Source organism: Pseudomonas sp. S09G 359 (assembly GCF_002843605.1).
Lineage (GTDB): Bacteria > Pseudomonadota > Gammaproteobacteria > Pseudomonadales > Pseudomonadaceae > Aquipseudomonas.
The window spans coordinates 260,138-282,734 of record NZ_CP025263.1 but is presented as its reverse complement, the minus strand read 5'-3'; the positions used below and the strand labels follow the sequence as shown (position 1 = coordinate 282,734).

Sequence of the window (22,597 nt, the reverse complement as noted above, 5' to 3'; positions counted from 1 at the left end):
TTTAAATATTTAACACGCTTAGGGTATATACACCGGACCACCGGACATTCCTGATTTTTCTGTTTTTATTTCATTGAATGCGAGGTCGGTATGATCAGAATTACCCCGGTGCATAACGCCAGGGCATTACGTGCAGCCAAGGAGCGGTGCTGATGTCTAACTTGGCTCTAACACCCACCCAGAGTGATCTGGACGTAGCCCCCCTGCTGCTGCCGGCCGCCGTGCTGCGCAACGACGCCGATGCGCTGAACGCCGCCCATGACCTGGCCCAGGCCGCGCGCCTGCAAGCCGCCAAGCGCGACCAGCAGCGCAAGCTGCCCTGGGCGCAGATCGAACAGTTCACTCGCACTGGGTTGGGCAGTATTTCCATTCCCCGTGAGTACGGCGGCCCACAGGTATCGTTCGTGACCCTGGCCGACGTATTCGCGATCATCAGCGCAGCAGACCCGGCCCTCGGGCAGATCCCGCAGAACCATTTCGGCATTCTGCACCTGTTGCAGGGTGCCGCCACCGAGCGCCAGAAAAAGCAGCTGTTCCAGAGCGTCCTCGACGGCTGGCGCATCGGCAATGGCGGCCCGGAACGCGGTACCAAAAACACCCTGGAACTGAAGGCGCGCCTCACCGCCGACGGCGACGGCTACGTGATCAGCGGCCAGAAGTTCTACTCCACCGGCGCGTTGTTTGCCCATTGGGTCGCGGTAAAAGCGCTGAACGATGACGGCAAGCAGGTCATGGCGTTTGTGCGCCGTGGCACCGAAGGGCTACGCATCGTTGACGACTGGTCCGGCTTTGGCCAACGCACCACCGCCAGCGGCACCGTGCTGCTGGACCGTGTGCCGGTAGACGCCGAGCTGGTCATCGACAACTGGCGCATCGGCGAAACCCCGAATATCCAGGGCGCGGTCTCACAGCTGATTCAAGCGGCTATCGACGCCGGCATCGCCCGTGGCGCGCTGGATGACACCATCGCCTTCGTGCGTGAACGTTCGCGCCCCTGGATCGACGCCAAGGTCGAACGCGCCAGCGACGACCTGTATGTGATCGCCGATATCGGCAAGCTGAAAATCGAACTGCACGCCGCCGAGGCACTGTTGCGCAAGGCCGGCCAGGTGCTGGACCAGGTGAGTGCCGCGCCGATCACCGCGCAGTCCGCCGCCCGCGCCTCGATTGCCGTGGCCGAGGCGAAAGTGCTGACCACCGAAGTGTCGTTGCTGGTCAGCGAGAAGCTCTTCGAACTGGCCGGCAGCCGCGCCACCCTCGCCGAATTCAACCTCGACCGCCACTGGCGCAACGCGCGGGTGCACACCCTGCACGACCCGGTGCGCTGGAAGTATCACGCCATCGGCGCCTATCGGCTGAACGGCACCTTGCCTGCCCGTCATTCCTGGATTTAACCGACCAGACCTCTGGAGAAATACGCATGACCCTTTCTCACCACGTCGCGGTTATCACCAGCGATGAGCAAGCCCTTATTGTCGCCAGCGACCTCGCCGAAGACTTCCGCCGCGACAGCGCCCAGCGCGACCGTGAACGCCGCCTGCCCCTGCCCGAACTGGACGTGTTCTCGCGCTCCGGCCTGTGGGGCATCAGCGTACCCAAGGAATTCGGCGGCGCCGGTGTGTCCAACGTCACCCTGGCCAAAGTCATCGCGCTGATCGCCCAGGCGGATGCATCGTTGGGGCAGATCCCGCAAAACCATTTTTATGCCCTCGAAGTACTGCGCGTGAATGGCAGCCCCGCGCAGCAACAACGCCTGTACGCAGAGGTTTTAGCCGGTCAACGTTTCGGCAACGCCTTGGCGGAACTGGGTACCAAGACCGCCCATGACCGCGTGACCGCTATCACCCGCGACGGCGACGGTTTTCGCATCAGCGGCCGCAAGTTCTACTCCACCGGCGCGATCTACGCCCAGCGCATCCCCACCTCGGTGGTGGACGAACACGGCGTGCAGCAATTGGCGTTCGTCCCCCGCGATAGCGCCGGCCTCACAGTGATCGATGACTGGAGTGGCTTCGGCCAACGCACCACCGGCAGCGGTTCGGTGGTGTTCGACAATGTGTGGGTTGCCGCGCAAGACGTGATCCCGTTCCAGAGCGCCTTCGAGCGCCCCACCACCGTCGGCCCGCTGGCGCAGATCCTTCACGCCGCCATCGACACCGGCATCGCCCGCGCGGCCTTTGAAGATGCACTGCACTTCGTGCGCACCAAGACCCGCCCGTGGATCGACGCCGGCAGCGACAAAGCCACAGAAGACCCACTGACCCTGAAGAGCTTCGGCCACCTGAGCATTCGCCTGCACGCCGCGGAGGCGATGTTGGAGCGCTCGGGCGAATGCCTCGACCGCGCCCAGGCCGACAGCAATGCCGAAACCGTTGCGGCAGCCTCCATCGCTGTCGCCGAAGTCCGCGCCTTGAGCACCGAAATTTCCCTGGCCGCCGGCAGCACGCTATTCGAGTTGGCCGGCAGCCAGGCCACCCTGGCCGAGCACGGCCTGGATCGCCACTGGCGCAACGCGCGCGTGCATACCCTGCACGACCCGGTGCGCTGGAAGTACCACGCCGTCGGCAATTACTACCTCAATGATGCAAACCCGCCACTGCGGGGGACTATCTGATGGCTAAGAAAAAGATCCTGCTCAATGCCTTCAACATGAACTGCATCGGGCACATCAACCATGGCCTGTGGACTCACCCTCGGGACACGTCCACCCAATACAAAACCATCGAATACTGGACAGAACTCGCGCAAACCCTGGAACGCGGGCTGTTTGACGGCCTGTTCATCGCCGACATCGTCGGTGTGTATGACGTGTACCAGAACTCCATCGACGTGCCGCTCAAGGAGTCGATCCAACTGCCGGTGAATGACCCGTTGTTGCTGGTTTCGGCCATGGCTGCGGTGACTAAAAATCTCGGCTTCGGCCTTACCGCCAACCTCACCTACGAACCGCCGTACCTGTTCGCCCGGCGTATGTCCACCCTCGACCACCTGAGCCGTGGCCGGGTGGGTTGGAACATCGTCACCGGCTACCTCGACAGCGCCGCCAAGGCCATGGGCCTTACCGAGCAGGTTGAGCATGACCGTCGTTACGACCAGGCCGACGAGTACCTGCAAGTGCTCTACAAACTCTGGGAAGGCAGCTGGGAAGACGGCGCGGTGCTCAACGATCCGCAGACGCGGGTCTACGCGCAGCCGGGCAAGGTGCACAAAGTCGAGCACCAGGGCGAGTTTTACCAGGTCGAGGGTTATCACCTGTGCGAACCGTCGCCACAGCGCACGCCGGTGCTGTTCCAGGCCGGCAGTTCGGAGCGGGGTTTGCTGTTCGCCGGGCGGCACGCCGAGTGCGTGTTCATCAGCGGGCAGAACAAGGCCGCGACCAAGGTGCAAGTGGACAAGGTGCGCGCCAGCGCGGTGGCGGCCGGGCGCAACCCGGATGACATCAAGGTGTTCATGGGCCTCAACGTGATCGTTGGCGCCACCGAGGAGCTGGCCTGGGCCAAGCACGCCGAGTACCTCAGTTACGCCAGCCCGGAAGCCGGCGTGGCGCACTTCTCGGCGTCCACGGCGATTGATTTTGCCCAATACGAGCTGGACGAACCGATCCAGTACGTGAAGAGCAACGCGATCCAGTCGGCCACCAAGAACCTGCAGAACAACGACTGGACCCGGCGCAAATTGCTTGAGCAACACGCCCTCGGCGGGCGCTATATCACCCTGGTCGGCTCGCCCGAGCAGGTGGCGGATGAGCTGGAATCGTGGATCAGCGAAACCGGGCTGGATGGTTTCAACCTGACGCGCATCGTGACGCCGGAAAGCTATGTGGACTTCATTGACCTGGTGGTGCCGGAGTTGCAGCGCCGTGGGTCGTACAAGACTGAATATGAACAGGGAACGCTGCGGGAAAAAGTCTTCCAACGCACCGCCCGCCTACCTGAACAACACACCGGATCAAGCTACCGACACTGATCAAAAATGTGGGAGGGAGCTTGCTCCCGATAGCGGTGTGTCAGTCACAGATTTATCCACTGACACACCCTAATCGGGGGCAAGTCGAATCGTCGCACCGCCCCTCCCACATTGGAACTGCATTGTTTGCACCCATAACTTATGACTGGAAATTGACCATGAAAAAGACCCTGCTCTCCCACCCAGTCAAAGCACTGGTCCTGGCCTTTGGCTTGTTCAGCTCGGCCGTATTTGCCGCCGACGCGCCACTGAAAATCGGCACCACCGCCGCCTTCGCGATTCCCCTGGAAGCCGCCGTGGCCGAAGCCGGCAAGCAAGGCCTGAAGGTCGAGCTGGTGGAATTCACCGACTGGATCGCACCCAACGTCAGCCTGGCCGCCGGCGATATCGACGTGAACTACTTCCAGCACATTCCGTTCCTGGAAAACGCCAAGGCCGCCGCCGGCTTTGACCTGGTGCCATACGCGCCGGGCATCATCAATAACGTCGGGCTGTACTCGAAGAAATTCAAAAGCATCAACGACCTGCCCCAGGGCGCCAGCGTGGCGATTGCCAACGACCCGATCAACAGCGGGCGCGGCCTGCAACTGCTGGCCAAGGCCGGCTTGATCACCCTCAAGCCAGGCGTGGGCTACAAGGCCACAGAAGAAGACATCGTCGCCAACCCGAAGAAGATCAAGATCCTGCAAGTGGAGGCCGTGCAACTGGTGCGCGCCTATGACGACGCCGACCTGGTGCAGGGCTACCCGGCGTATATCCGCCTGTCCAAGACCTTCGATGCAGAGTCGGCGCTGCTGTTCGACGGCCTCGACCACCCGGAATACGTGATCCAGTTCGTGATCCAGCCCAAGAGCAAAACCGATCCGCGCGTGATCAAGTTCGTCGACATCTACCAGCACTCGCCAGTGGTCCGCGCGGCCCTGGATAAATCCCTGGGCAAGCTCTACCAAGTGGGCTGGGAAGATAAAAAATGACCGCCGCCCACTCTCAACTGCGCGACCTGGGCTTGCCGCCCAGGGACGCCGAGCAGACACAACTGCACCCGGACCTGAACCGCGCCCATGTGCGCTTTATCAACCTGGGCAAGACCTATGACGGCACGGTGCATGCCCTGCAGGGCATCGACCTGGCGATCCAGCGCGGTGAGGTGTTCGGCATCATCGGCCGCAGCGGCGCCGGCAAGTCGTCGCTGATCCGCACCATCAACCGTCTGGAGCAACCGAGCAGCGGGCGCGTGCTGATCGACCAGGTGGACATCGGCGAATTCGACGAAGACCACCTGGTGGAACTGCGTCGGCGCATCGGCATGATCTTCCAGCACTTCAACCTGATGTCGGCCAAAACCGTATGGCAGAACGTCGAGTTGCCGCTGAAAGTCGCCGGCGTGCCCAAGCTGCAACGCGAGCAAAAGGTGCGCGAGCTGCTCGAACTGGTGGGTTTGCAGGACAAGCACAAAGCCTACCCGGCGCAGCTCTCCGGCGGGCAGAAACAGCGCGTGGGCATCGCCCGTTCGCTGGTGCATGACCCACAAATCCTGCTGTGCGACGAAGCCACCTCGGCCCTCGACCCGGAAACCACTCAGTCGATCCTCGGCCTGCTGCGCGAGATCAATCAGCGCCTGGGGCTGACCATCGTGCTGATCACCCATGAAATGGCGGTGATCCGCGAAATCTGCGACCGCGTAGTGGTGCTGGAACACGGGCGTATCGTCGAGCAGGGCCCGGTGTGGCAAGTGTTCGGCAACCCACAACATGAGGTCAGCAAGACCCTGCTGGCACCGCTGCAACATGGGCTGCCGGAAGAACTGCAGAGCCGCCTGCAACTCACCCAGACCTCGGCGGATGCCGCCGTGGTGCTGCGCTTGCAGTTCACCGGCAGCGCCAATGACGAGCCCGACCTGGCCGCGTTGTTCAGCGCCCTCAGCGGGCGCGTGCGCTTGCTCCAAGGTGGCGTGGAGCGCATCCAGGGCCACGCCTTGGGGCAATTACTGCTGGCGGTGAATGGCTCGCCCCACAACGTTGAAGAACTGCGCAACCGCGCCGCAAACTGGGCGCAACAGGTGGAGGTGCTGGGCTATGTGGTTTGATCGTTTACTGCAAGGCGCCATCGACACCTTGTTGATGGTCGGTGTGTCCTCGCTGATCGCGCTGCTGGTGGGGATACCACTGGCGGTGTTCCTGGTCACCAGTGACAAGGGTGGCATCTACCAAGCCCCGGCGCTGAACCGCGTGCTGGGGGCGTTCGTGAATTTGTTTCGCTCGATTCCGTTTTTGATCCTGATGGTGGCGCTGATCCCGTTCACCCGCCTGATCGTCGGCACCACCTATGGCGTGTGGGCGGCCGTGGTGCCGTTGACCATCGCCGCTACGCCGTTCTTTGCACGGATCGCCGAAGTGAGCCTGCGTGAGGTCGACCACGGTTTGATCGAAGCCGCACAAGCCATGGGTTGCCGGCGCTGGCACATCATTTGGCATGTGCTGTTGCCGGAAGCGCTACCGGGGATTGTCGGCGGGTTCACCATCACCCTGGTGACCATGATCAACTCGTCGGCCATGGCCGGGGCGATTGGCGCCGGCGGGCTTGGAGATATTGCCTATCGCTATGGCTATCAGCGCTTTGATACACAGATCATGCTGACGGTGATTGTGTTGTTGGTGGTGCTGGTAGCGGTGATTCAATTGGGTGGTGATCGGTTGGCGAGAGTGCTGAACAAGCGGTGAGGTATAGTCGGGCCTATCTCAGCGCCCGGTACTTCCCGCCATGCCCCTCAAGCCCGACGACCTCGACCAGATCACCGCCACCACCCTCGGCCACTACAACAGCGTGGCCGAGAGCTTCCGCGACGGCACCCGCGATCACGATGTCAGCCAGAACATCGACGCGTTGCTGCGGCATATCCAGGGCTCGGCGCCGTTTACCGTGCTGGATTTCGGCTGCGGCCCGGGGCGCGATTTGCAGACGTTCACTCGCATGGGGCATGTCGCGGTAGGGCTGGACGGCTCCGAGCGGTTTGCGCAGATGGCGCGCGAAGACAGTGGCTGCGAGGTGTTGCAGCAGGACTTCCTGAAGCTGGAGTTGCCCGCAGCGCGCTTTGACGGGGTGTTTGCCAACGCAGTGCTGTTTCATATCCCCAAGCAGGAACTGCCGCGCGTGCTCAAGCAATTGCATGGGGCGCTGAAACCTGGCGGTGTGTTATTCAGCTCCAACCCTCGGGGTGAGAACCAGGAGGGCTGGAATGGGCCGCGGTATGGCTCTTACCACGACCTTGAGGCATGGCAAACGCTGCTCACCGCCGCCGGTTTTGTGGAATTGGAGCATTACTACCGCCCCGCCGGGCTGCCTCGGGCTCAACAACCCTGGCTGGCCAGCGTCTGGCGCAAACCCTAGCCACAGGTTATTTCAGCTGATACACCTGGTTTTTTTCACCGTCTACCAACGCCGTGACACTCCAAGCGGCATACCCCTGTTTCGCTTCAGCGGAAAAATTCGCCACCAACCGCGTGCCATCGGCGAAGGTGGTTTCCTGCACCTGCCGATCTGCCGTCAGCCAACGAAACCCCGTCATCGCCTGGGTCGCCAGGCGCTGATGCAACGGCCGGAAAAACCGGTCCTGACGCTGGATCAGCGGCAGCCGTTCCTTGAGCGTCGCAGCACTCAGGTGATACAGCGGCGGCACGTTGTAGAGCAGTTGCGCCAGCTCGTTCTCGGCCCGCACGTTGCTCAACTTGAGGCTATCGAACAACCAGTGATGAGTGGTGATCACCGAACCATGAAACACCGCCTGGTACAGCGGCAGGCGTAGCGTCGGGTCGAAGTAGATCGTGCGAAACGGCTCATTCAACGGCACCGGTTTGAAAAACACCGTCGGTTGTTCCGGCGGGTACCAGTTGCCCACGTAATAGCGCGACTGCTTGTTTTGGCTCATCTCGTGATCGCCCCAACCGAGCACGGGGGTTTGCATGCCATGGGCAAACAGGATGCCCTGCGCGGTGAGGGCGTTGCCATCCTCGGAACCGGTCGGCAGTTTGAGTACCCGATTGAGCCAACGGGACGCGTCGTTATTAGCCTCGGCATTTTGTGCCTGGGTCATCGGCGCGCCGTCACGGTAGCTGTCAAAGAGCATGCTGGTGGCGTAGGCATCGAGGAACCAGGCGTTAAACCCCGCCCTGGCTTGCACCGCCTGCACTCGGGCCTCCAGTAACGGCCGCACGCAACGCGGGTCGGTGTAATGGCCAGATTGCTGGAAGCCGCTCTTGCGCTTGCCGTCCTGCAGCACGATGGCGCAGTCGCGGTAAGCCATGCTGCCCAGATGGGCGGTGGTCCAGTCCGGGTTTTCCGTGGCGGACAAGGCGGTCTGATAGGAGTCGTAGGGCGCCATCAGGTAGCCGGCGTCGACGCCCGCGCGGATGGTTTCGGGGTGCCAGAGGCCGCCTTCCCAGCCTTCGCCCAATGTCACCATCAAGCGTGGCAACCCGGCTTCCCGCAACGCCTGGACCACTTGGCTGCCCCAGGTTTCAGGACTACCGCTGAGGGCGCCGGCAAAGTCCATGGCCAGCGCGCTACGCAACTCACCGTAGCGCGCGGCCAGCCGGGTCATATCCGGTTCATCCACTTGCCAGCTCTGCCGCGCCTTTTGGTTGATCGCGACGTTGAGGGCGCGCAGCAACACGCTTCTTTCATAGCGATTCAACGTCGTGGTCTGCGCCAGAACCTTTGCGGCCTCCTTGTCCAGCAAGGCCTTGAGGTCATGCGCACGCAAGCGCTTGAGCAACAACGGCCAGTCACGCACGTCGCCGGGCGCCAACAGGTCGTTGCCCCACAGATAGACATGGCTGGCTCCCAGCAGCTTTTGCGCCTCGTGTGTGTGTGACAGCTTGTCCGCCAAGGGCTCGTAACGGCCCTGCTCGATCAGCCATTGGCGGTAGCGCCTGGCACCGGCCAGCGGGTCACTTTCGCCCAGATGCAACAGCAGCGTCATCGGCGCGCCGGGCACAAGCGACGTGAAGCCATGGGCCAGCGACAGCGCCTGGCCCTGCCAGCGCAGACGGTTGTTGTAGGGATTTGTCAGCAACCAGTTAAGGGTAAACGCCCCGTGATCGACACCCCACAACGGCAGGCTGAGGTCCTGGGTGGTATTGATATCGCCCTGTTCCAGCAGAAACGCCTGCCATGGGGCATTGCCACTGGGCACGTAATGCCCTTCGGCCAACGGCCACATCAGGCCCTTGCCCAGGGCGCTCGCCGGTTGCACAAGGATCGGCAGCTCCCCGGCCTCCCGCGCCGTGATGGACAGCGCCAGGTCACGCTGCTCGAGGCGCGCACTGACCTGAAAAGCGCCGTCATCCCATTGCCAACTGGCTTGTTGCGCATTCTGTTCGAACTGGCTGACGGCACGCCCGGGCACGCCGCTGGAGGCTTGGACCGGCGCCTGGCCATTGGGCGTGACGCGGATGGCGAGGGTGGCCGGGTCGAGTTCGACTCGCCACAGGGCGTTTTCCAACACGGTACTGGCAAAAGCTACTGGCGATAGGAGGAGGCAGCAGATCAGCAACGTATGACGCATGGGAGACGACCGTTGAGAGGTGTAGGCCGGAGGGTAAAGCACTCAACGGTTGGCTAGGGCAACAGACATCATTTCCAGAAGTTTCCCACCATCAATTGCCTAGCGCAGAACAAAATGTGGGAAGGGCGGTGCGACGATTCGACTTGCCCCCGATGAGGGTGTATCAGTCAAGGATTTATCAACTGACACACCCTCATCGGGGGCAAGCCCCCTCCCACATCTTTAACCGTGGTTTACCTGTTGGTCCTGCTCTGGTTCGCGGATCTTGTACCAGGCCACATACAGCGCCGGCAGGAACAGCAAGGTCAGCAACGTCGCAATAATGATCCCGCCAATCATCGCGTACGCCATCGGCCCCCAGAACACTTCCCGCGCAATCGGGATCATGCCCAGGCTCGCCGCTGCGGCCGTCAGCAGGATCGGCCGGCGCCGGTGCTCGGTGGCTTCCACCACCGCATCCCATGGTGTGTAGCCGTCGCGTTCGTAGGCGTCGATCTGCGTCACCAGGATCACCGAGTTGCGAATGATGATGCCGATCAGCGCCAGGATGCCGAGGATCGCCACAAAGCCCATGGGCGTGCCCGTGGGGATCAGCGCCAGCACCACGCCGATCAGGCCGAGCGGCGCCACGCTGGCCACCAGGAACATCTTCTGCACGCTGTGCAGCTGGATCATCAGGAAGGTCGCCATCAAAAACAGCATCAACGGCACCACGCTGGCGATCGGGCCCTGGGCCTTGCCGCTTTCTTCCACGGTGCCGCCGGTGGCGACCTTGTAGCCCACCGGCAGGCCGGCGCTGAACTTGTCGATCTCGGGTTTGAGTTGCTTGACCAGATCGGTCGGCTGCATCTCGTCACGCACCGAGGCCTTGATGGTGATGGTCGGCTTGCGGTCGCGGCGCCACACCAGTGGCTGCTCCAACTCGTAGCGCACGGTGGCGAAGGCCAGCAGCGGAATCGAGGTGCCGTTGGGCGTGACGATCTGCAGGTTCTGCAGGGTTTCCGGGCTGCCGCGCTCAGCGTCCTCGGCGCGGCCGACCACGTTGATCAGGTAGATGTCGTCATGCACCTGGGTCACGGACGAGCCACTGACCACGCTGTTCATCAGTTGCGCCACGTCTTCCGACGACAGCCCCAGCTGCCGCGCCTTGTCCTGGGCGATATCGACGCGCAGCACTTTGCCCGGCTCGTTCCAGTCGTAGATGATCTCGCCCAAATGGCTGTTCTGATCGAGCAAGGTCGCCAGTTCGATCGCGTGCTTACGCACCTGGTCGGTGTCTTTGCCAGACACGCGGTACTGAATCGGCCGCCCCACCGGCGGGCCCATTTCCAGCGGCTGCACAAAGCTGCCAATGCCGACGAAGTCATCGCGCAGGCGTTTCTGCAGGCGTGCAATCAAGGCGCCGCGCTCCTCCAGGCCCTTACTCACAATGACCAACTGCGCGTAGTAGGGGTTTTCCAGTTGCTGGTCCAGCGGCAGGTAGAAACGGATCGCGCCCTGGCCGATATAGGTGCTCCATCGGGCAATGTCCGGGTCGTCCTTGATGATCGCTTCCAGGCGGTCGACGGCCTTGCGCGTCTCATTGATCGAAGCGTTTTGCGGCAGGTTGAGGTCGACAAGGATTTCCGGGCGATCCGACGACGGGAAGAACTGGTTCTGCACAAACTGCATGGAAAACACCGACGCCACAAACAGCCCCACGGTGATGCCGATGGCCCACCAGCGGTTGCGCATCGCCCACAGCATGCCGCGATTGAAACCACGGCCGATGCGCCCAGGCTCGGCGTTGTGCGGCTTCACGTTGGCGCTGAGGATGTGTACACCGATCACCGGAGCAAACAGCACCGCCACCACCCACGACACCAGCATCGCCACGGCGATCACCGCAAACAGGGTGAAGGTGTACTCGCCCGCCGAGCTGGCATTGAGGCCGATCGGCACAAAACCGGCCACGGTCACCAGGGTACCGGTGAGCATCGGGAACGCGGTGGAGGTGTAGGCGTAGGTCGCCGCCTGTTCCTTGGTTTCGCCTTTTTCCAGGCGCGTGATCATCATCTCCACGGTGATCATCGCGTCATCCACCAACAGGCCGAGGGCGATGATCAACGCGCCGAGCGACACCCGCTGCATGGTGATGCCGCTGTATTCCATAAACACGAACACCAGCGCCAGCACTAACGGAATCGAACACGCCACCACCAACCCGGCGCGCATGCCCAGGCTGATAAAGCTCACCACCAAGACGATGATCACCGCCTCAAACAGCGCGCTGGTAAAGCCGCCGACGGCTTCTTCCACCACTTCGGCCTGGTCGGACACTTTGTGCACGCCGACGCCCACCGGCAGGTCGGCGGTCAGTTCATCCATGCGCCCGTGCAGGGCCTTGCCGAACGACTGGATATTGCCGCCCTTCTGCATGGCGATGGCCAAGCCGATGGCCGGCTTGCCGTTGAAGCGGAACATCGGTCGCGCCGGGTCGACATAGCCACGGCTGATCTCGGCGATATCCGCCAACCGATAGAAGCGGTCATTGAGGCGCAGGTTGACGTTGGCCAAGTCCTTCTCGGACGCGAACTGCCCGGACGTACGCACCGAAATCCGCTCCGGCCCGGCCTCGATCACCCCGGCGGGGGTTACGGCGTTCTGCGATTGCAGGCTCTGCACCACCTGGCGCTGGTCGATCCCTAGGGCGGCCAGTTTGCGCGTGGAGAAATTCAGGTAAATCACTTCGTCCTGCTGGCCGATCATCTCGACCTTGCCCAGCCCCGGCACCGAACGGATCTCGGCGCGCACCTGCTCCACGTAATCGCGCAGTTGGCGCATCGACAGGCCATCGCCGGTAAAGGCGTAGACCGAGCCGAACACATCACCGAACTCATCGTTGAACGACGGCCCCTGCAAGCCCTGGGGGAAGGTGCCGCGAATGTCGTCGATCTTCTTGCGCACCTGGTACCAGATCTCCGGGATGGCCTTGGCGCTGGTGGTGTCCTTGAGGAACACGAATACCGTGGATTCGCCCGGCCGCGTGTAGCTTTTCACGTAGTCGAGGGAGTCGAGTTCTTCGAGTTTTTTCTCGATGCGGTCGGTGACCTGCTTGAGGGTTTCTTCCTGGGTCGCGCCCGGCCACCGGGTCTGGATCACCATGGTCTTGATGGTGAACGAGGGGTCTTCCTCGCGCCCCAGGTTCATGTAGGAAAACACGCCCATCAGCAGCGCGACGAACATCAGGTACCAAACGAAGGACTGATGCTTGAGGGCCCAGTCGGATAAGTTGAAGCTCCCTTTCATCGCGGGCTGTCCTCGTCGATTTTGACTTTTTGCCCAGGTTTCAGGCTGTTCACGCCGGCGGTAACGATGCGCTCGCCGGACTTGACGCCGCCGTTGAGCACCGCGCTGCTGGCGTCGCGGCTGATGACCGTGACGTCACGCGGTTGCACGGTCTGGCTTTGGGTGTCGAGGATCCAGATGCGGGTTTTGCCGTCGACCTCCTGCAAGGCGCTCAACGGCAGTTCGATACGCGGGGCGATGGCGGTGCTCAAGGTCACGCTGATCGCCGTGCCCAGGCGGAACGCGGGCGGTGTCTCGGTCAGGGTCAGGCGCGCGCGACGGGTGCGTGTGGCGCTTTGCGCCTGGGGTTCGATCTCGCGCACGATGGCGGTGGTATTGACGCTGGGGTCGAGTTGCCCCGCGACGAGGAACACTACGTCCGCTGGCAAACGTTCGGCGAGGCCGGCGGGCAGGTCGATCACGGCTTCCTTGATGTCCGGGCGGGCCAGCGTCACCACCTGCTGGCCGGCGCTGACCACCTGGCCCGCCTCGGCGTTCCAGGCGGTGACGATGCCGGCGTGGTCGGTGCGCAGTTCGGCGTAGTTGAGCTGGTCCTTGGCCTGGTTGACCGAGGCCTGGGCCTGGTCGAGGGACGCCTGCGTGGTTTTCAGGTCGGTCTGGGCAATATCCAACTGGGCCTGGGCGCCGACGCCACGGTTGAACAGTTCCTGCTGGCGGCGGGCGTTGGCCTGGGCATTGATGAACTGCGCCTGCACGCGGGCCAAGTCACCTTGGGCGGCGCGCAATTGGTTTTGTTGGTCGGTAGGGTCGAGTACCGCAAGCAAGGCACCCTTCTCTACTTCGGCGCCCACATCCACGGCGCGACGGGCAATGCGCCCGGGTACGCGGAAGCCCAGGTTGCTTTCGTAGCGCGCCTGGATGGTACCGGCGAAACGGCCAAGGGTTTCCTGGTCTTCAGCTTTGACTTGCATGGACAGCACCGGGCGCACGGGCTCGGGCGGCGCTTCCTCTTTGGAGCAAGCCGCCAGCAACAGGCTGGCGGCGAGCATGAGCGTCAGGCGCTTCATGGCTGCGCTCCTCTCTGGGCGATTTCGACCAGCATGCCGGGGTGCAGTAATTGCCCACCGGCCACCACGACTTTTTCGCCGCCTTTGAGGCCCTCGCCAATAATGACCTTGCCGGTGAGGTAACGCGCGACGGTGACCTTGTGCAATTGCGCCTTGCCGTCGCCGTCGATCAACCACACAGCGGGTTCGCTGAGGTCTTTGGTGAGCGCCGCCCACGGCAATTCGATACTCGGTTTGGCCGGGCCATTGGCAGTGGCACTCACCACCGAGCCCAATTGCATGCCTTTAGGCAGGCTTTGCAGGGCGATCTTCACTTGCACGGTGCCGGTGTTGGCGGCCACGGCGGGTGTGACTTCGCGCACTTTGCCTACGGCCTTGATGCTCGGGTTATCCAGCAGGCTCACGGTGATCGGCGCATCCGGCGGCGGCTCCACCAGCAGGGATTCATACACGTTGAACACCGCATCGCGCTCGCCATCGGTGGCCAGGCTGAAAATCGGCACGGTGGCTTGCACCACCTGGCCGACCTCGGCCTGGCGCGCGGTGATCACACCCGGCGCGTCAGCGATCAGCGCGGTGTAGCCAAGTTGCTCGCGGGCGTTGGCCAACTGGGCCTGGGCGGCGGCCAGGGCGCTTTGGCTGCTGCGCAGCGCGGCCTGGGCGGAGTCGTATTCACTGCGGCTGGTATAGCCCTTGGGCAGGAGTTTTTCCTGGCGCACAAACGCCGCGGCGGTCTGCTTGACCCGTGCCTGCTCGGCCACGACCTGGGCCTGGGCCGAATCGACATTGGTCTGCAGATCCTTGGGGTCAAGCTTGGCCAGCACTTGCTTGGCGGTCACGCGGTCACCCACATCCACCATCCGCTGGATGATCTTGCCACCCACGCGGAAGGACAAATCGGTCTGCACCCGCGCCTGGATATCCCCAGTCAGGGTGACTGCCGCAGCAAAATCCGCCGACTGCACGGTTTGCACAAACACCCGTGAGTGAGCCTTGGGCTCGGCGTTTTCCTGGCCACAGCCGCTCAGCAGCGTCAGTAGGCCAAGGCCTAGAATACAGGTGAAAATTCGACCGCCCATGCAGGCTCCTTTTGCGTGATGCCGACTTGCCAGTGTGTATGCGACTGTGAGCTTAGTTGAGGGTTCCTTATCTGCATGGAGGCTCCCATACTCCAATGGTTCCCAAGCCGATTGAATGCCCATGCTCAAGACCCTCGCGGTGGCCAATTACCGCTCGATCAATAAATTGGTGGTACCGCTGGACCGGTTGAACCTGGTGACCGGGCCCAATGGCAGCGGCAAGTCCAACCTGTACCGCGCCCTGCGCCTGCTGGCCGAAACCGCTCAGGGCGGGGTGATCAATGCGGTGGCCCGTGAAGGCGGGTTGGATTCAACGTTCTGGGCCGGCCCGGAAACGCTCAGCCGGCGTATGCGCAACGGCGAGGTGCCGGTGGAGGCCGCCGTGCCACAGGGCTCCAAACGCTTGCGCCTGGGCTTTGCCGGGGAGGACTTCAGCTATGCGATTTCCTTCGGGCTGCCCATACCGGTGCCCGGGAGCGAATTCGTACTCGACCCGGAAATAAAAAAGGAATGCATCTGGGCCGGCCCGCTCTACCGCCCGGCCAGCCTGTTGGTGCATCGCTCCGGGCCGATGGTGCGGGCGCGCGAGGGGCGCGCCTGGGATGTGCTGGCCCAGCACACGCCGAATTATCACAGCCTGTTCGATCAGGTTGGGAGCCTGCGCGGCTCGCCGGAGGTGTTGCTGCTGCGCGAAAGCATTCGGGGCTGGCGCTTTTATGACCACTTTCGCAGCGATGTGGACGCTCCCGTCCGACAGCCACAACTGGGCACCCGCACACCGGTGTTGCATCACGATGGCCGGGATCTGGCGGCGGCACTGCAAACGATTCGGGAAGTTGGCGACGCCGAGGCATTGCAGAACGCCGTGAGCGATGCATTCCCTGGCGCACGGTTGGAGATCGCGCCGTTGCAGGGCGGGCGTTTTGCGATTGAGTTTTATCAGGAAGGTTTGCTGCGGCCGCTGTCGGCGGCGGAGCTGTCGGACGGCACCTTGCGGTATTTGCTACTGACCGCCGCGCTGCTGACGCCGCGCCCGCCAACCATGATGGTGCTGAACGAACCGGAAACCAGCCTGCACCCGGACCTGTTGCCGGCGTTGGCGCGCTTGATCATTCAGGCGTCGCAGCAATGCCAGGTATGGGTGGTGTCGCATGCCAGTCGGTTGATTGCGGCGTTGCAGCAGGATGAGGGGTGTAATTCGATTGTGTTGGAGAAGGTGTTGGGGGAGACGCAAATAGTGGGGCAGGGGATTTTGGATGCGCCGGCTTGGTATTGGCCGGAGTAGGCGGTGACTGTACCGGCCTCATCGGGGGCAAGCCCCCTCCCACACTGGATTAGTGTTCACAGATTCTGATGTGTGAATACGGTCAAATGTGGGAGGGGGCTTGCCCCCGATGGGGCCAGTACAATCAATGAAGAATCACCCCTGCCACTTGCCGCCTTCCACAATCACACTCTCAGGCTTGGTGTCATCGCTCAACTCTTTACGCACATACTGGTCGTACAGCTTGAGCAAAAACTTCTCCTCACCCAACTTGGCCAACTCGGCATTCACCCAGTCACGCAGTTCGGTGTTGCCCTTCTTCACCGCCGGGGCAATCGGGGCTTCGTCGCCGAGTTTCTGTTCCAGCACGCGGTAGCCCGGGTTCTGCTTGGCCCAGCTGAACAGCACCAGGTTGTCCTGGGCGTAGGCATCGCCACGTCCGGCCGACAGGGCTTGCAGCGACTCGGAGTTTTTCTCGAACTTGAGCAGTTTCCAGTCCGGGTGGTTTTTGGTCAGCCAGATATCGGCGGTCGTGCCGGTGGTGACGATTGTGGTGCGAGTAGCCAGGTCATCCAGGCTTTTCACCGCGCTGTCGTTCGGCACCAGGGCCTGCACCGCGACTTTCAGGTTGGGGTTGGTGAAGTCCACCGCTTCCTTGCGCTCTGGGGTCACGGTCATGTTGGCGAGAATCAGGTCAACCTTGTCGCTTTGCAGGAATGGAATGCGGCTGGCCGGCTCCACGGCAACGAATTCGACTTTGTTTTCATCGCCCAGCAGGTCCTTGGCGAATCGGCGGCCGATGTCGGTATCAAAACCCACGTAGCGCCCGGCTTCGTTGACAAAGCCGAACGGCGGTTTGTCGGTGAATACGCCGACGATAAGCTTGTCGCGCGCCTTGATTTTGTCGATGTAGCTAACGGCGGCAGGCTTTACCGGCTCTTCGGCCTTTTTATCGCAGCCGGCCAGTAAGGCGACAGCCAGCAGTGGCAGCAGTAACTTTTTCATATCAGCTCCAGTTCCTTGGTTTTCTTGGGCAGTGTTGAAACAAAGGAGAACTTCTCCAGGAACTGCTGCGCGCGTGCGGTCTGCGGGTTCGTAAAGAATGCCTCGGGGGTGTTGTGTTCGAGGATACGACCGGCCTCCATAAACACCACGCGGTCGGCGACAGCGCGGGCGAAGGCCATTTCGTGGGTGACGATCAGCAGGGTCATGCCGTCGCGGGCCAGGCCCTGGATCACTTCCAGCACTTCCTTGACCATCTCCGGGTCGAGGGCGGCGGTGACCTCATCAAACAGCATGACCTGGGGGTTCATGCACAGCGAACGGACAATGGCGATGCGCTGCTGTTGGCCGCCGGAGAGCTGGCGCGGGAAGGCGTCGCGCTTGTCGGCCAGCCCCACGCGTTCGAGCAGTTTTTCCGCCTGGGCGCGGGCTTCACGGGGCTCGCGTTTTTGCACTTTGAGCGGACCGAGCAGGATGTTGTCGAGCACGCTCATGTGCGGGAACAGGTGGTAGCTCTGGAACACCATGCCGATGTCCTGACGCACTTGGCGCCAGTCGGTCTTTTTCTCCAACAGCTCGTTGCCGGCAAAGCGCAAGCTGCCGCTGTGGGCCACTTCCAGGCCGTTGAGGCAGCGGAGCAAGGTGCTTTTGCCGCAGCCGCTGGGGCCGAGGATCACCACCACTTCGCCGCTTTGCACGCTCAGGTCGATGCCGTTGAGCACCTGCTGCTCGCCGAAGAATTTGTTGAAACCCTGGAACTCGATCAATGCACTCATGCTTGGGCCCAGCGCCGTTCCAGCACCTTGGAGGCGGCCGACAACGGGTAGCAGATAAAGAAGAAAAACAGGAACAGCGCGCCGTAGATCAACACCGACTCATAAGTGCGCTCGATGATTTGCTGGCCAACCTTGATCACATCCACTACGCCGATCAGCACCGCCAGGGAGCTGGTCTTGATGATGCGCGTGTAGACGTTGATGGTCGGCGGCGTCATGCGTTTGAGGGCTTGCGGCAGCAGCACGTAGCCGTACAACTGCGGGTCCGAGAGGCCAATCGACAAGCCCGCTTCACGCTGGCCACGCGGCAGCGAATGCAGCGCGCCACGCACCACTTCACCGACTTCACTGGCGCCCCACAACGACAGCACCAGCACCGCACACCAGAAGCTCGGAATGCTCAAGCCGAAGAAAATCGGCAGGCCAAAAAACAGCAGGTACAACCACACCAGTACCGGGATCGCGCGAAACAGCTCCAGGTAAACCCGCAGCACCGCGTTGATCAGCCGGTTGTTCAAGGTGCGCAGCACGCCATACAGCACGCCGCCGACCGTGCTGAAGGCGATGCTCAAGAAAGAAATCGACAGCGTTTGCGCAGCGCCCTTGCCCAGTTGCGGCAACGACACCCATAGCAACTCAAGACCCGAACTGGCCATGCTGGAGCCTCCTTTCCAGGCGGCTGAGCAGCAGCGACAGCGGCAAGAACAGCAGCACGCAAATCAACGTCAGCACGGCGAGCATTTCGTAAGTCTTGTAGTAGAGGGCGATGTAGCTCTTGGTGGTGTAGAGAATCTCCGGCACCGCCACGGCGGAGACCACGGTGGTCTCCTTGAGCAGGAAGATGAAATTGGCGAACAGTGCCGGCAGGCTGAGGATGCCGGCCTGGGGCAGGATCACATGGCGCAGCAGTTGCCAGTCGGACAGGCCGATGGACTTGCCGGATTCGATCTGCGCCAGCGGCACCGCTTCCACACCGGCGCGCAGCACTTCGGTGAGGTAGGCACCGCCGAGGAAGGTCATGGTAATGATCGCGGCCCAGAACCCGGAGATATTGAAGCCCAGGGCCGGCAGTGCGAAGTACACGAAAAACAGTTGGATCAGCAGCGGCGTGTTCCGCGCCAGCTCCACATACAGCGCCACCAGGCGCGACAGGTAGGGCGTGCGAAACACCAGCAACGCGGCGTTGATCAGCGCCACCAGCAGGGAGGTGGCGATGGCGATCAGGCCCACTTGCAGCGTCACCCCCACGGCTTTGAGAAACGCCGGCAGGGTGCTGAGGATAAATGCGAAATCGAAGGTCATCTTGAGTCCATGACGCCGCAAGGGTAATGCAGCGGGCGCAGTCCAATCCGGCGTGGGTAACGTCGGGTAGCGCGAACTTTAAAGGTATAAAAAGCAAAATTTAAATACCCAAATAGAATATTGATATCACCCAAAAAGCTAACCCCCGGATTCGCGGGTTTGGCCGGTGGCGGCTATGGTTGAGGGGTCTGTAATTCGAGGGATTGAATCATGAACACAACAACACCAATCGATCCGCAGGAGCTGGTGAAGTGGCTGGTGGCATTGCGCCGGGCGATCAATAGCCGCTGAAGACCCACGGTGAGATGAAGATCAAATGTGGGAGGGGCGGTGCGACGATTCGACTTGCCCCCGATTGCTGTGGTTCAGTCAGCACATCTTTTGCTGATCCACTGCTATCGGGGGCAAGCCCCCTCCCACATTTCTAAAGCATTGCAAATTTCGGGCATAAAAAAACGCCGACGCTGTAGTAGCCATCGGCGTTCAAACCTTGAAGGGGGTTTTGAGTTACATCAGAACGCAGGCAGTACAGCGCCGTTGTACTTCTTCTCGATGAAAGCTTTGACTTCCGGGCTGGTCAGGGCCTTGGACAGTTTTTGGATAGCGTCGCTGTCCTTGTTGTCCGGGCGAGCCACCAGGAAGTTCACGTATGGCGAGTCGGAGCTTTCGATGATCAATGCGTCTTTGGCTGGGTTCAGACCCGCTTCCAGCGCGTAGTTGGTGTTGATCAGGTCCAGGTCGACTTCTTTAAGCACGCGTGGCAGCAGGGCCGATTCCAGCTCCTTGAATTTCAGGTGCTTGGGGTTGTCCTTGATGTCTTTTGGCGTGGCCAGGGCATTGGTCGGGTCTTTCAGGGTGATCAGACCGTTCTTCTGCAGCAGCAACAGGGCGCGGCCGCTGTTGGAGCCTTCGTTCGGGATGGCCACGGTGGCGCCATCTTTCAGGTCTTCGATCTTCTTGATTTTGCTCGAGTAACCGCCGAAGGGTTCAACGTGTACACCGACAACGGTGACCAGGTTGGTGCCTTTACCCTTGTTGAAGTTTTCCAGGTACGGCAGGGTCTGGAAGTAGTTGGCGTCCAGGCGCTTCTCGGCGACTTGCACGTTTGGCTGTACGTAGTCGGTGAAGACTTTGATTTCCAGGTCCACGCCTTCTTTGGCCAGCACTGGCTTGACCAGTTCGAGGATCTCCGCGTGCGGGACCGGGGTGGCAGCAACCACCAGTTTCTCATTGGCCTGGGCCAGGCTTGCAGTCAGGGCAGCCGCCAGTGCGGTAAACAACAGAACCTTTTTCATGCAGTGTCCTTATCGAAATTCCGGGGCGTCTCTGACGACCGTTTTTATATGGTGTGCCAGCGAAGTGCTATCGCGGCGTGGAATGGACAATACCTAGTTTTTTTATTCCCGAACAATATCTTTTATTCACGTTGATATTCCATTTTGCTCATACAGCGGCTTGGTCACGTAGAAAGCTGCGCAGGGCTTCCTGCTCGGCGGCGCTGGCCGTGGCGAAGATCCGCTGAACCTGCTCCAGCGGCGAGCAGACTACTGGCAAATTCAGATGTTCCGGCAGAATCTCGTCGCCGCTGCTGACCAGCAAGGCAAAGTGAATAACGTTTTCCAGCTCGCGGGTATTGCCCGGCCAACTGTGGTGCTCCAGCACACGCTGGGCGGCGTCACTGATCAGCGGCACCGGCAGGTCCAGGCGCTGGCTGTAGATGCCCAGAAAGTATTCGGCCAGGGACAGGATATCGCCGACCCGCTCGCGCAGCGCCGGCAGGTCCAGCTGGCCTTCACTCAGGTAATGGAACAGCCGCTCATGAAACTTGCCCGCCGCCACCGCCTGGGCCAGGTCGATGCTGGTGGCGGCCACCAGACGCACGTCCACCGGGCTCGGTTGATGGGCGCCGACGCGGGTGACCTCGTGGTTTTCCAGGGCGGCCAGCAACTTGACCTGGATCGGCAGCGGCAAGTCGCCGATTTCATCCAGGTACAAGGTGCCGCCATTCGCCGAACCAAACCACCCGGCGCGGCTGCTGGCCGCGCCACTGTGGGCTCCGGCGGCATAGCCGAACAATTCGGCATCGGCGTAAGTGGGGCTGATGGCGCCGCAATTGACCGAGACAAACAAACCGGTGCGGTCGCTGCCCCGGTGGATATGCCGCGCCAGCAACTCTTTACCGCTGCCGGTTTCGCCGCGAATCAACACGGGCAAGGCACGTGGGGCGAGGTTTTCCAGGTCTTCGCGCAACTGGCGCGAACGCGGGTCGACAAACACCAGGGCCTTGGCACGGATGCTCAGCGGGCTTTTTTCGGCGTCGGGGAAGGTCAGCAATGGCTGGCCGAAGGTTTCATGACTCATGGCAGGCTCCCGCCCCAAATCCACTCAGGGACGGGGCGTTGAAAAAAGGTCAGGCAGTGCGCCGGGCGTGGTGCTCAAGGCGGCTTTGCAGGCGATAGAGGTAAGCGAACCCCTGTTCCCAGCGCTGGTGGCCGGACTTCACATTGATATGGCCGGCACCGGACAAAATTCCGGCCTCGGCACCCCAATTGCGCGCCAGCTCCAGGGCCCGAGGGGCGCTGACGGCACTGTCGTTGTCGGAACTCACCACCTGGCTCGGAAACGGCAACAGGTCGGTTGGGATTGGTGCGAAATTACGCAAGGCGGGGGCACAGGCGGGGCGTTCGACATCGGCCGGGGCCACCAGCAAGGCACCACGCACCTGCCGCAAAAATTGCAGCGGTGCGCTGGCCGCCCAATGGGCTACGGTGATGCAGCCCAGGCTATGGGCGATCAGGATCACCGGGGTACTGTCGGCGGCAATGGCCTCGGCCAGTGCGGCTACCCAGTCTTCGCGGCGCGGCGTAAGCCAGTCGGCCTGCTCCACGCGTGCGCTGTTGGGCAGGCTGTTCTGCCAGTGACTTTGCCAATGATCTTCTGGCGATCCTTGCCAGCCCGGCACGATCAGGTAACGAATCGACTCGCTGTGCATGGGTGTGCCCTCCTGCAGCGTTTAACGTTGCTGACCAGTATAGGGACGAGGGTTATATTCGTTAAGGAATAAGAAGCTATTTATTAATAACCAAAAATTCAAAACCCAAAGATCAAAATGTGGGAGGGGCGGTGCGACGATTCAACTTGCCCCCGATGGCGGTGGGTCAGCCACAGGTGTGTTGACTGACAGACTGCTATCGGGGGCAAGCCCCCTCCCACACTGATTCGATTCCATATCAGGATTTTCGAAACGGCCTGAATCCCACGCAAAAAAAAGGCCGCACCCTGCCAAGGAG

The 22,597-nt window shown here is 61.8% G+C and carries 19 protein-coding genes; 8 read left to right on the top strand and 11 right to left on the bottom strand.

Annotated features, from left to right (window positions below; translation table 11 throughout):
• Positions 1 to 152: 152 nt before the first annotated feature.
• The 7 genes from CXQ82_RS01255 (at position 153) to CXQ82_RS01225 (ending at position 7,353) form a co-directional block, all read left to right on the top strand.
• A complete protein-coding gene (locus tag CXQ82_RS01255; protein WP_101265416.1) occupies positions 153 to 1,394 on the top strand; it encodes an SfnB family sulfur acquisition oxidoreductase in 1,242 nt (413 codons plus the stop codon).
• A gap of 26 nt (positions 1,395 to 1,420) precedes the next feature.
• Positions 1,421 to 2,614 carry an SfnB family sulfur acquisition oxidoreductase gene (locus CXQ82_RS01250; protein WP_101265414.1) on the top strand — a complete coding sequence of 398 codons (1,194 nt, stop codon included), beginning with the start codon at positions 1,421 to 1,423 and terminating at the stop codon, positions 2,612 to 2,614.
• Positions 2,614 to 3,966 carry an LLM class flavin-dependent oxidoreductase gene (locus CXQ82_RS01245; RefSeq protein ID WP_101265412.1) on the top strand — a complete coding sequence of 451 codons (1,353 nt, stop codon included), beginning with the start codon at positions 2,614 to 2,616 and terminating at the stop codon, positions 3,964 to 3,966. Before CXQ82_RS01250 ends, CXQ82_RS01245 begins: the two co-directional genes overlap by 1 nt.
• Before the next feature lie 158 nt (positions 3,967 to 4,124).
• Positions 4,125 to 4,940: a MetQ/NlpA family ABC transporter substrate-binding protein gene (locus tag CXQ82_RS01240; RefSeq protein ID WP_101265410.1), complete on the top strand. Its 816-nt coding sequence runs from the start codon at positions 4,125 to 4,127 to the stop codon at positions 4,938 to 4,940.
• Positions 4,937 to 6,052, top strand: a complete 1,116-nt coding sequence (locus CXQ82_RS01235) for a methionine ABC transporter ATP-binding protein (RefSeq protein ID WP_101265408.1) — start codon at positions 4,937 to 4,939, stop codon at positions 6,050 to 6,052. The genes CXQ82_RS01240 and CXQ82_RS01235 overlap by 4 nt, the downstream gene beginning before the upstream one ends.
• The gene (locus CXQ82_RS01230; RefSeq protein ID WP_056858169.1) at positions 6,042 to 6,686 is read left to right on the top strand and encodes a methionine ABC transporter permease; all 645 of its coding nucleotides are present in this window, start codon (positions 6,042 to 6,044) and stop codon (positions 6,684 to 6,686) included. The genes CXQ82_RS01235 and CXQ82_RS01230 overlap by 11 nt, the downstream gene beginning before the upstream one ends.
• Before the next feature lie 40 nt (positions 6,687 to 6,726).
• A complete protein-coding gene (locus CXQ82_RS01225) occupies positions 6,727 to 7,353 on the top strand; it encodes a bifunctional 2-polyprenyl-6-hydroxyphenol methylase/3-demethylubiquinol 3-O-methyltransferase UbiG (RefSeq protein WP_101265406.1) in 627 nt (208 codons plus the stop codon).
• A 7-nt stretch (positions 7,354 to 7,360) separates the two neighbouring features.
• Here the strand turns inward: CXQ82_RS01225 and CXQ82_RS01220 are convergent, their stop codons facing one another.
• The 4 genes from CXQ82_RS01220 to CXQ82_RS01205 form a co-directional block, all read right to left on the bottom strand.
• Positions 7,361 to 9,529: a glycoside hydrolase gene (locus CXQ82_RS01220; protein WP_101265404.1), complete on the bottom strand. Its 2,169-nt coding sequence runs from the start codon at positions 9,527 to 9,529 to the stop codon at positions 7,361 to 7,363.
• A 222-nt stretch (positions 9,530 to 9,751) separates the two neighbouring features.
• Positions 9,752 to 12,817, bottom strand: coding sequence for an efflux RND transporter permease subunit (locus tag CXQ82_RS01215; protein ID WP_101265402.1), 3,066 nt, complete (start codon positions 12,815 to 12,817; stop codon positions 9,752 to 9,754).
• Entirely contained in the window at positions 12,814 to 13,884 is a 1,071-nt protein-coding gene (locus tag CXQ82_RS01210) for an efflux RND transporter periplasmic adaptor subunit (protein WP_101265400.1), read from the bottom strand. The genes CXQ82_RS01215 and CXQ82_RS01210 overlap by 4 nt, the downstream gene beginning before the upstream one ends.
• On the bottom strand, positions 13,881 to 14,963 hold the full coding sequence (locus CXQ82_RS01205) for an efflux RND transporter periplasmic adaptor subunit (protein WP_101265398.1): 1,083 nt from the start codon (positions 14,961 to 14,963) through the stop codon (positions 13,881 to 13,883). Before CXQ82_RS01205 ends, CXQ82_RS01210 begins: the two co-directional genes overlap by 4 nt.
• 121 nt (positions 14,964 to 15,084) lie before the next feature.
• Between CXQ82_RS01205 and CXQ82_RS01200 the strand changes: the two genes are divergently transcribed.
• A complete protein-coding gene (locus CXQ82_RS01200; protein WP_101265396.1) occupies positions 15,085 to 16,248 on the top strand; it encodes an AAA family ATPase in 1,164 nt (387 codons plus the stop codon).
• A 135-nt stretch (positions 16,249 to 16,383) separates the two neighbouring features.
• Here the strand turns inward: CXQ82_RS01200 and CXQ82_RS01195 are convergent, their stop codons facing one another.
• The 7 genes from CXQ82_RS01195 to CXQ82_RS01165 all read right to left on the bottom strand — a co-directional run bounded on the left by CXQ82_RS01195 (position 16,384) and on the right by CXQ82_RS01165 (position 22,299).
• Positions 16,384 to 17,232, bottom strand: a complete 849-nt coding sequence (locus CXQ82_RS01195) for a transporter substrate-binding domain-containing protein (protein ID WP_101265394.1) — start codon at positions 17,230 to 17,232, stop codon at positions 16,384 to 16,386.
• Positions 17,229 to 18,005 (bottom strand): amino acid ABC transporter ATP-binding protein, encoded by a 777-nt coding sequence (locus CXQ82_RS01190; protein ID WP_101265392.1) that lies wholly within the window; start codon positions 18,003 to 18,005, stop codon positions 17,229 to 17,231. The genes CXQ82_RS01195 and CXQ82_RS01190 overlap by 4 nt, the downstream gene beginning before the upstream one ends.
• A complete protein-coding gene (locus tag CXQ82_RS01185) occupies positions 18,002 to 18,661 on the bottom strand; it encodes an amino acid ABC transporter permease (protein WP_101265390.1) in 660 nt (219 codons plus the stop codon). The genes CXQ82_RS01190 and CXQ82_RS01185 overlap by 4 nt, the downstream gene beginning before the upstream one ends.
• Positions 18,642 to 19,307 (bottom strand): amino acid ABC transporter permease, encoded by a 666-nt coding sequence (locus tag CXQ82_RS01180; protein ID WP_003187615.1) that lies wholly within the window; start codon positions 19,305 to 19,307, stop codon positions 18,642 to 18,644. Before CXQ82_RS01180 ends, CXQ82_RS01185 begins: the two co-directional genes overlap by 20 nt.
• 512 nt (positions 19,308 to 19,819) lie before the next feature.
• Complete coding sequence (locus tag CXQ82_RS01175) at positions 19,820 to 20,602, bottom strand: MetQ/NlpA family ABC transporter substrate-binding protein (protein WP_101265388.1); 783 nt, start codon at positions 20,600 to 20,602, stop codon at positions 19,820 to 19,822.
• 148 nt (positions 20,603 to 20,750) lie between these two features.
• Positions 20,751 to 21,668, bottom strand: a complete 918-nt coding sequence (locus CXQ82_RS01170; RefSeq protein WP_101265386.1) for a sigma 54-interacting transcriptional regulator — start codon at positions 21,666 to 21,668, stop codon at positions 20,751 to 20,753.
• A gap of 49 nt (positions 21,669 to 21,717) precedes the next feature.
• Positions 21,718 to 22,299, bottom strand: coding sequence for an alpha/beta hydrolase (locus CXQ82_RS01165; protein WP_101265384.1), 582 nt, complete (start codon positions 22,297 to 22,299; stop codon positions 21,718 to 21,720).
• Positions 22,300 to 22,597: the final 298 nt, after the last annotated feature.